We start from the raw sequence: 6,872 nt of genomic DNA on the forward strand, positions 1-6,872 counted from the left end.
TGGCGGCCGGAGCGGCTGGTCTCCTCCCCGTGGCGCCGCTGCGTGGAGACGCTGGCCCCGCTCGTGAAGTCCAGCCGGCTGCCGCTGAAGACCAAGGGCGCGTTCACGGAGACCACGGCCCGGGAGAAGCCCAAGAAGACCCGCAAGGTGATGGCCGAGCTCATGGGCCGCTCCCGGCCGCTGGTCGTGTGCACGCACCGGCCGGTGCTGCCGACCCTGTTCGAGGTGGTCGAGGACGCGGCCGCCGGCCAGGCGGACCGCGTGCTGCGGGCCCTGCCGACCGAGGATCCGTGGCTGCGGCCCGGCGCTGTGCTGGTGGCGCACCGCGCGCTCGACCTCGACGGCGACGTGGTGGCCGTCGAGGTCTACGACCCCTGGGACGACTGAGCCGCCCGCGCCGGCCTCGGCCCGCACGACCGGGCCACCGTTGAGCGGGCCCGCCCCCGGCCCTAGGCTCGGGTCATGGAGAACACCGCCGCCCAGAGCCAGCCCGAGAAGATCGTCCACGAGCGCCTCACGGTGACCCGGGACCCGGACCGTCAGCGCTTCGAGCTGCGCCAGGACGGGACCTTCATCGGGTTCCTCGGCTACGACCAGGAGACCGTGCGCGGCGCGGACGGCGAGGACACCGTGGTCCTGCGCCTGCAGCACACCATCATCGACGAGCAGTTTGGCCGCCGCGGTTATGCCCGCGCCCTCGTGACCATGGTCCTGGACCGGCTGCGCGCGGAGGGTGACCGGATCGTGCCCGAGTGCTCCTACGTGGAGGACTACCTGCGCCGCTACCCCGAGTACCAGGACATGGTCTTCCACGGCTGACCGGGGGCGGGGCCCTGCCCTGCCGGTACCCGCCTCCGCCGGGCCGTCGACGACGCTCAGCGCGTCCGCTCGGATCGCTAGAGTGGACCGGGTGAGCATCCCCACCCCCTACGAGGACCTCCTCGCCGACGTGATGGCCCACGGGGCCGTCAAGACGGACCGGACCGGCACGGGCACGCGCAGCGTGTTCGGCCGCCAGCTGCGCTTCGACCTGGCCGAGTCCTTCCCGCTGATCACGACCAAGCGCGTGCACTTCAAGTCGGTCGCGCTCGAGCTGCTGTGGTTCCTGCGCGGGGACTCGAACGTGCGGTGGCTCCAGGAGCGCGGCGTGCGGATCTGGAACGAGTGGGCGGACGAGGACGGCGAGCTCGGCCCCGTCTACGGCGTGCAGTGGCGCTCGTGGCCCACCCCGGACGGGGGCCACATCGACCAGATCGCCAAGGTCGTGGAGCAGATCCGGACGAACCCCGACTCGCGCCGGCACATCGTCACCGCGTGGAACCCCGCCGAGGTGGACGAGATGGCGTTGCCGCCGTGCCACGCGCTGTTCCAGTTCTACGTCTCCCCCGGTCAGGACGGCGCCCCCGGGCGGCTCTCATGCCAGCTCTACCAGCGCTCGGCGGACCTGTTCCTCGGCGTGCCGTTCAACATCGCCTCGTACGCGCTGCTCACGGTGATGGTCGCGCAGCAGACCGGGTTGACGCCCGGCGAGTTCGTGTGGACCGGCGGGGACGTGCACATCTACGCGAACCACGAGGAGCAGGTGCGCGAGCAGCTCTCCCGCGAGCCGTACCCGTACCCGCGGCTGCGGCTGCGGCGCACCCCCGCGTCGATCTTCGACTACGACTACGACGACTTCGAGGTCCTCGACTACCGTCACCACCCCACCATCACGGCGCCGATCGCCGTCTGAGCCGAGGATGCGCAGCGACCCCATGAGCCGGGCCACCCGTCCCACCGAGCCCGTGATCGCCATGATCTGGGCCCAGACCCCCGAGCGCGTCATCGGCCGCGACGGCACCATGCCGTGGCACGTCCCCGAGGACCTCGCCCACTTCCGGGCCCACACGCACGGCCACCCCGTGATCATGGGCCGGCGCACGTGGGAGTCGTTCCCGGCGCGCTTCCGCCCGCTGCCCGGGCGCACGAACATCGTGGTCTCCCGCACCCTGACGGCCACCGAGGAGGCCGGCGCGGAGCTGCGGGCCGCGGGCGCCGTCGTCGTGCCTGACTTCGGGGCGGCCCTGGCCGCCGCGGCCGAGGCCGACGGCTGTGACACCGTGTGGGTGATCGGCGGGGCGACGCTCTACGAGCAGGCCCTCGACGTGGCCTCGCGCGCCGAGGTGACCGTGATCGACGCCGACGTCGACGGCGACACGCACGCCCCGCTGCTCGACGCCCGCTGGCGGCGCACCGCCGTCGAGCCCGCCCCCGACGCGTGGCTGGACTCCGCCTCCGGCCCGCGCCACCGCTTCGAACGATGGGAACGCGACTGACATGGCCCCGACCGACTCCGACCAGCGTCTGCTCTCCCCGCAGGCGGTCTCGTTCCTCGCGCTCGTCGTCCTGCCCGTGCTGGCGTTCGTGTGCGCCGTGTTCGGGCTGATCCTCGTGCTGCAGGGCAAGACCATCGCCGGGCTGGTGTTCCTGCTCGTGCTGACCCAGGTGTTCGCCGTGGGCGGTCTCATCGCGTGGAACAAGCGGAAGCGCGCGCAGCAGGGCCGCTAGCCTGGAGGGCATGACTTCCGCTGCCCCCGCATCTGTGAACGCCCCCGACGCGGCCGCCGTGCCCACCGTGGGCCTGGTCGGCTGGCGCGGCATGGTGGGGTCCGTCCTCCTGCAGCGCATGGCCGAGGAGGGCGACTTCGCCCGTATCCATCCCGTCTTCTTCTCCACGTCCAACGCCGGCGGTCCCGCGCCCGTGCTCGAGGGCATGGCCGGTGACCCGGGCGTGCTCCAGGACGCGTACGACGTGGACGCGCTCAAGGCCCTGCCCGTGATCCTCACCGCGCAGGGCGGGGACTACACGCAGGCCGTGTACCCGAAGCTGCGCGCCGCCGGCTGGGACGGCATCTGGATCGACGCCGCCTCCACCCTGCGCATGGCGGACACCTCCGTGATCGCACTGGATCCCGTGAACCGCGGCGTGATCGACGCCGCCCTGGCGAACGGGACGAAGGACTTCATCGGCGGCAACTGCACCGTCTCCTGCATGCTCATGGGCCTCGGTGGCCTGTTCAAGGCGGGCCTGGTCGAGTGGGGCACCGCCATGACCTACCAGGCGGCCTCCGGCGGCGGTGCCCGGCACATGCGCGAGCTGCTCACCCAGTACGCCGAGCTGGGCGGCGCGGTGCGGGCCGAGCTGGCCGATCCGGCGTCGGCGATCCTCGAGATCGACCGCAAGGTGATCGAGCTGCAGCGCGACGGCCTGGACTCGACGCAGTTCGGCGTGCCGCTGGGCGGCTCGCTGATCCCCTGGATCGACTCCGACCTGGGCGACGGCGTCTCCCGCGAGGAGCGCAAGGCCTACGACGAGACCAACAAGGTGCTCGGACTGACCGGGGCGGACCGGATCCCGTTCGACTCGCTGTGCGTGCGGATCGGCGCGATGCGCTCCCACTCGCAGGCCCTCACCCTCAAGCTCACCCGGGACGTGCCGCTGGACGAGGTCGAGCAGATCATCGCCGCGGACAACGAGTGGGTGCAGGTGGTGCCGAACACCAAGGAGGCCACGGTCACCGACCTGACCCCGATCGCCGCGACCGGCACCCTGCAGATCCCCGTCGGCCGGCTGCGCAAGCTCAACATGGGTCCCGAGTACCTCTCGGCGTTCACCGTCGGCGACCAGCTGCTGTGGGGTGCGGCCGAGCCCGTGCGTCGCATGCTGATGATCGCCACCGGCAACCTCTGAGCCGCGACGCCGGCGCCGAGGCGCGCACCCGGCCCCGCTCCGGCCCCCGTTTTCGTTCGGGAAACGGCGGGTGCTCGGGCGTTGTCGTTCGGGAAACGGCGCCCGCGCCGCCTCGGGGCGCCGTTTCCCGAACGAAAGCACTCCTGGGGGAGCCGTTTCCCGAACGAAAGTGAGGGGTCAGAGGCTGGTGCCGATGATCATCGGCTCGGGGTGCAGCTCGACGCCGAAGCGTTCACGCACGCCGTCGCGCACGGTGCGCGCGATCGTCAGGACGTCCTCGGTACTCGCGTCGCCGCGGTTGGTCATGGCGAGGGTGTGCTTCGTGGACACCGACGCGCGGCCCCCGGCCAGGCCGGCGCCGTCGGCTCCGCGGCCGTCCGGCCCGCCCTCGCGGGGCCCGACCTCGGGCAGCCCGAAGCCCTTCGCGAAGCCCGCGCGATCGATCAGCCAGGCCGCCGAGAGCTTCACGAGCGGCGTCCCGTCCTCGGCCTCCCCGGCGGCGAACGCCGGGGCGCCCTCGGGCAGGGAGGCCCGCACGGACGCGGGCACGATCGGGTTCGTGAAGTAGCTGCCCGTGGACCACGTGTCCGGGTCCGCCGGGTCGGACACCATCCCCTTGGCGGTCCGCAGGGCCAGCACCTCGCGGCGGACCACCGCGAGCGGGGCATGGGCGCCCTCCTCGACGTCGAGCGCGGCCGCCAGCTGCCCGTAGCGGACCGGCGCCGTCGGCTCGGCGTCGGAGGAGGCGCGACGCAGCCGCAGGTCGATCGAGAGCACGATCCACCGGGGACTCGGCGCGCCGGTCTCCAGCATGGAGCGCTTGATCACGGAGTCGCGGTAGCCGAGGCGCAAATCCGCGGGCGTCAGCTCGACGACGTCCCCCGCCTCCCGGTCCCACGCGCGCAGGGCGACGAGCACCTGCGAGACGTCCGCACCGTACGCGCCGACGTTCTGCACGGGCGTCGCGCCGGCCGAGCCCGGGATGCCCGAGAGCGCCTCGATCCCGCCGAGCCCGTGCGCCACGGTCCATGCGACGGCGTCGTCCCACGGATGGCCCGCCGCGACCCGCACGACGACGGCCTCCCCCTCGTGGCCCGCGAGCCGGGCCCCGTCGCCGACGGGCGGCGCCTCACCCTCGCCGGGCACCGGCCCGTCCAGCACCCCGATGCCCTCGAAGGCCAGCCGCACGACGGTGCCGGGGAAGCCGGAGTCCGCCATGAGGGTGTTGGAACCGCCGCCGAGGACGAACAGGGGCTCGCCCGCCGCGTCGGCGGCGCGCACGGCCTCGATCGCCTCAGCCTCGGTGCGCGCGGTGACCCACGCGCGCGCAGGCCCGCCGACGCGGGTGGTGGTGTGGTCCGCCAGCCGCTCGCTCACGCGCTCTCCCCCACGGGGTCGGCCAGACGGACCACGGCCTGCGCCTTGGTCAGCACGCGCGGCTTCGCCGCGTCCGGGTTGGTGACGTTCAGGTCGATCCGCACGGTCCCGGCGGCCTCGTCCACGGCGCCGACCGTGCCGACGACCTCGAGCGTGGCGCCGGGGACGGGCGCGCCGTCGTCGTCCGTGCGGACCGTGGTGTCCGCGACGGGCACCATGCCGGTGAAGCGGGTCTGGTAGTCGACGACGGCGCCCGGGTCGCCCGCCCAGTCCGAGACGAGCTGCACGGCCGCGCCCATGGTGAGCATCCCGTGGGCGATGACGCCGGGCAGGCCGACGTGCTCGGCGAACGTCGGGGACCAGTGGATCGGGTTGCGGTCGCCGGAGGCACCCGCGTAGGCGACGAGGTCGGCGCGGGTGAACGTGACGGTGCGCGTGCCGACCACCTCGCCCCGGGCGAGGTCGGACAGGCGGGGGGCGGTGCTCATCAGGACTCCTCTCCCCGGACCAGCAGGGTGGACATGACGGTGGAGACGGCCGCGCCGTCCAGATCCGCGATCTCGGTGACGGTGGTGACCATGCGGTTGCCGCCGAGGGCCTTCACGGCCTCGACCCGCACGGTCGCCACGACCTCGTCCCCGGCCACCAGCGGGCGGTGGTGGACGAAGCGCTCGTCCGCGTGGACCACGCGCGAGAAGTCGATGCCCAGCTCGGGATCGGCGACGACGGCGGCCTCGGCGCGCTGGGCGATGACGACGGCGAAGGTCGGGGGGGCGACCAGGTCGGCGTACCCCAGGGCCCGGGCGGCCGCGACGTCGTGGTGCGCGGGATGCTGGGCCTGCACGGCCTCGGCGAAGGCGCGGACCGCCTCCCGGCCGACCTGGAAGGGGGGCGCGGGCGGATAGCTCCGCCCGGCGACGTCGGGGTTCACGCTCAACTCGGGCCTCCTGCGGGACGGTTCTCGGCTGCCGTCCAGCCTAACGGCCGGGGCGCCGCTCCCCCTGCCGGCGGGCGGCCTGGCGGAAGCGCACGAGCTGGGCGGACAGGTGCACGGCGACGCCCGCGCCGAGCACGCCCAGGGCCGCCCCGGAGACGGCGAGGCGCCCGCTGGTGCCGCCGACGACGGCCAGCACGATGCCGACGAGGAACAGCGCGGAGCCGGTCAGCACGAGGGTCCGGTACAGCCGGGAGCCGTGCTCCCACGGGGAGACGAAGCCGCGGGGCGCGGTGGTGCCGCGGGCGGGCTGGCGGGCGGGGCGACGCGTGGACATGCCCGCCAGGCTACCGGGGCGACGGACGGGCCCCGGAACGCGAAAGGACCCGGCCCCTCCGAGGAGGTGACCGGGTCCGTCCGATTCCGTAGCGGCGGGGGGACTCGATCCCCCGACCTCACGATTATGAGTCGTGCGCTCTAACCAGCTGAGCTACGCCGCCACGACACGAGAACGCCCGCACTCACGGTTTTCACGCCGCGAGGGCGGGCTCTCATGTCAGAGCCCCGACCGGGAATCGATCCCGGGACCTCCATCTTACCAAGATGGCGCTCTACCACTGAGCTATCGGGGCAACGAGGTGAGACTCTACCAGGGCCCCGGGGCCGATGCAAAATCGGCCCCGGTCACGGCCTCCGGCGGGGTCGGCACCCCGGCCGGATCAGCGGCGGGCGCCCCGATCCGAGCGCTCCTGGGCGCCCCAGCGGGGCTTGCGGCCGCCGGGGCGTCCCCCGCGGTCGCCGCGGAAGCCGCGGTCGTCCCGGTCCTTGCGG

At 73.6% G+C, this 6,872-nt stretch carries 9 protein-coding genes, 2 tRNA genes and 1 pseudogene; 6 read left to right on the forward strand and 6 right to left on the reverse strand.

The window, feature by feature from the left end:
• The 6 genes and pseudogenes from HMPREF3105_RS13430 to asd all read left to right on the forward strand — a co-directional run.
• Positions 1-387 (forward strand): annotated as a pseudogene (locus tag HMPREF3105_RS13430) (NUDIX hydrolase); the annotation flags it as partial.
• A gap of 75 nt (positions 388-462) precedes the next feature.
• Positions 463-819 (forward strand): GNAT family N-acetyltransferase, encoded by a 357-nt coding sequence (locus tag HMPREF3105_RS00775; protein WP_041103569.1) that lies wholly within the window; start codon positions 463-465, stop codon positions 817-819.
• Between the two features lie 82 nt (positions 820-901).
• Positions 902-1,732, forward strand: a complete 831-nt coding sequence (locus HMPREF3105_RS00780; RefSeq protein WP_036317717.1) for a thymidylate synthase — start codon at positions 902-904, stop codon at positions 1,730-1,732.
• Positions 1,733-1,754: 22 nt separating this feature from the next.
• Positions 1,755-2,315, forward strand: a complete 561-nt coding sequence (locus HMPREF3105_RS00785; RefSeq protein WP_044659551.1) for a dihydrofolate reductase — start codon at positions 1,755-1,757, stop codon at positions 2,313-2,315.
• A 1-nt stretch (position 2,316) separates the two neighbouring features.
• Positions 2,317-2,547 (forward strand): NF038396 family protein, encoded by a 231-nt coding sequence (locus HMPREF3105_RS00790; protein ID WP_070708542.1) that lies wholly within the window; start codon positions 2,317-2,319, stop codon positions 2,545-2,547.
• Between the two features lie 10 nt (positions 2,548-2,557).
• The gene (gene asd / locus HMPREF3105_RS00795; protein ID WP_049146263.1) at positions 2,558-3,730 is read left to right on the forward strand and encodes an aspartate-semialdehyde dehydrogenase; all 1,173 of its coding nucleotides are present in this window, start codon (positions 2,558-2,560) and stop codon (positions 3,728-3,730) included.
• Between the two features lie 177 nt (positions 3,731-3,907).
• Here asd and HMPREF3105_RS00800 read toward each other — a convergent pair whose 3' ends face one another.
• From HMPREF3105_RS00800 to HMPREF3105_RS00825, 6 genes are all read right to left on the reverse strand, one after another.
• Positions 3,908-5,107 carry a UDP-N-acetylmuramate dehydrogenase gene (locus HMPREF3105_RS00800; RefSeq protein WP_070708543.1) on the reverse strand — a complete coding sequence of 400 codons (1,200 nt, stop codon included), beginning with the start codon at positions 5,105-5,107 and terminating at the stop codon, positions 3,908-3,910.
• Complete coding sequence (locus HMPREF3105_RS00805; RefSeq protein ID WP_069941244.1) at positions 5,104-5,595, reverse strand: MaoC/PaaZ C-terminal domain-containing protein; 492 nt, start codon at positions 5,593-5,595, stop codon at positions 5,104-5,106. The genes HMPREF3105_RS00800 and HMPREF3105_RS00805 overlap by 4 nt, the downstream gene beginning before the upstream one ends.
• Complete coding sequence (locus HMPREF3105_RS00810; RefSeq protein ID WP_069941245.1) at positions 5,595-6,044, reverse strand: FAS1-like dehydratase domain-containing protein; 450 nt, start codon at positions 6,042-6,044, stop codon at positions 5,595-5,597. Before HMPREF3105_RS00810 ends, HMPREF3105_RS00805 begins: the two co-directional genes overlap by 1 nt.
• Positions 6,045-6,084: 40 nt before the next feature.
• The gene (locus HMPREF3105_RS00815) at positions 6,085-6,378 is read right to left on the reverse strand and encodes a hypothetical protein (RefSeq protein ID WP_069941246.1); all 294 of its coding nucleotides are present in this window, start codon (positions 6,376-6,378) and stop codon (positions 6,085-6,087) included.
• An 89-nt stretch (positions 6,379-6,467) separates the two neighbouring features.
• Positions 6,468-6,541: transfer RNA gene (locus tag HMPREF3105_RS00820), tRNA-Met, on the reverse strand.
• A 60-nt stretch (positions 6,542-6,601) separates the two neighbouring features.
• A tRNA-Thr gene (locus HMPREF3105_RS00825) sits at positions 6,602-6,673 on the reverse strand.
• Between the last annotated feature and the right edge of the window lie 199 nt (positions 6,674-6,872).

Origin of the sequence: Micrococcus sp. HMSC31B01 (assembly GCF_001816085.1) — a bacterium.
Classification (GTDB): domain Bacteria; phylum Actinomycetota; class Actinomycetes; order Actinomycetales; family Micrococcaceae; genus Micrococcus; species Micrococcus luteus.

Bases quoted from the DNA above. Each gene is read 5' to 3' on its own strand.
- HMPREF3105_RS00775 (WP_041103569.1), top strand. From the start codon at position 463: ATGGAGAACACCGCCGCCCAGAGCCAGCCCGAGAAGATCGTCCACGAG.
- HMPREF3105_RS00785 (WP_044659551.1), top strand. From the start codon at position 1,755: ATGAGCCGGGCCACCCGTCCCACCGAGCCCGTGATCGCCATGATCTGG.
- HMPREF3105_RS00790 (WP_070708542.1), top strand. From the start codon at position 2,317: ATGGCCCCGACCGACTCCGACCAGCGTCTGCTCTCCCCGCAGGCGGTC.
- asd (WP_049146263.1), top strand. From the start codon at position 2,558: ATGACTTCCGCTGCCCCCGCATCTGTGAACGCCCCCGACGCGGCCGCC.
- HMPREF3105_RS00805 (WP_069941244.1), bottom strand. From the start codon at position 5,595: ATGAGCACCGCCCCCCGCCTGTCCGACCTCGCCCGGGGCGAGGTGGTC.
- HMPREF3105_RS00815 (WP_069941246.1), bottom strand. From the start codon at position 6,378: ATGTCCACGCGTCGCCCCGCCCGCCAGCCCGCCCGCGGCACCACCGCG.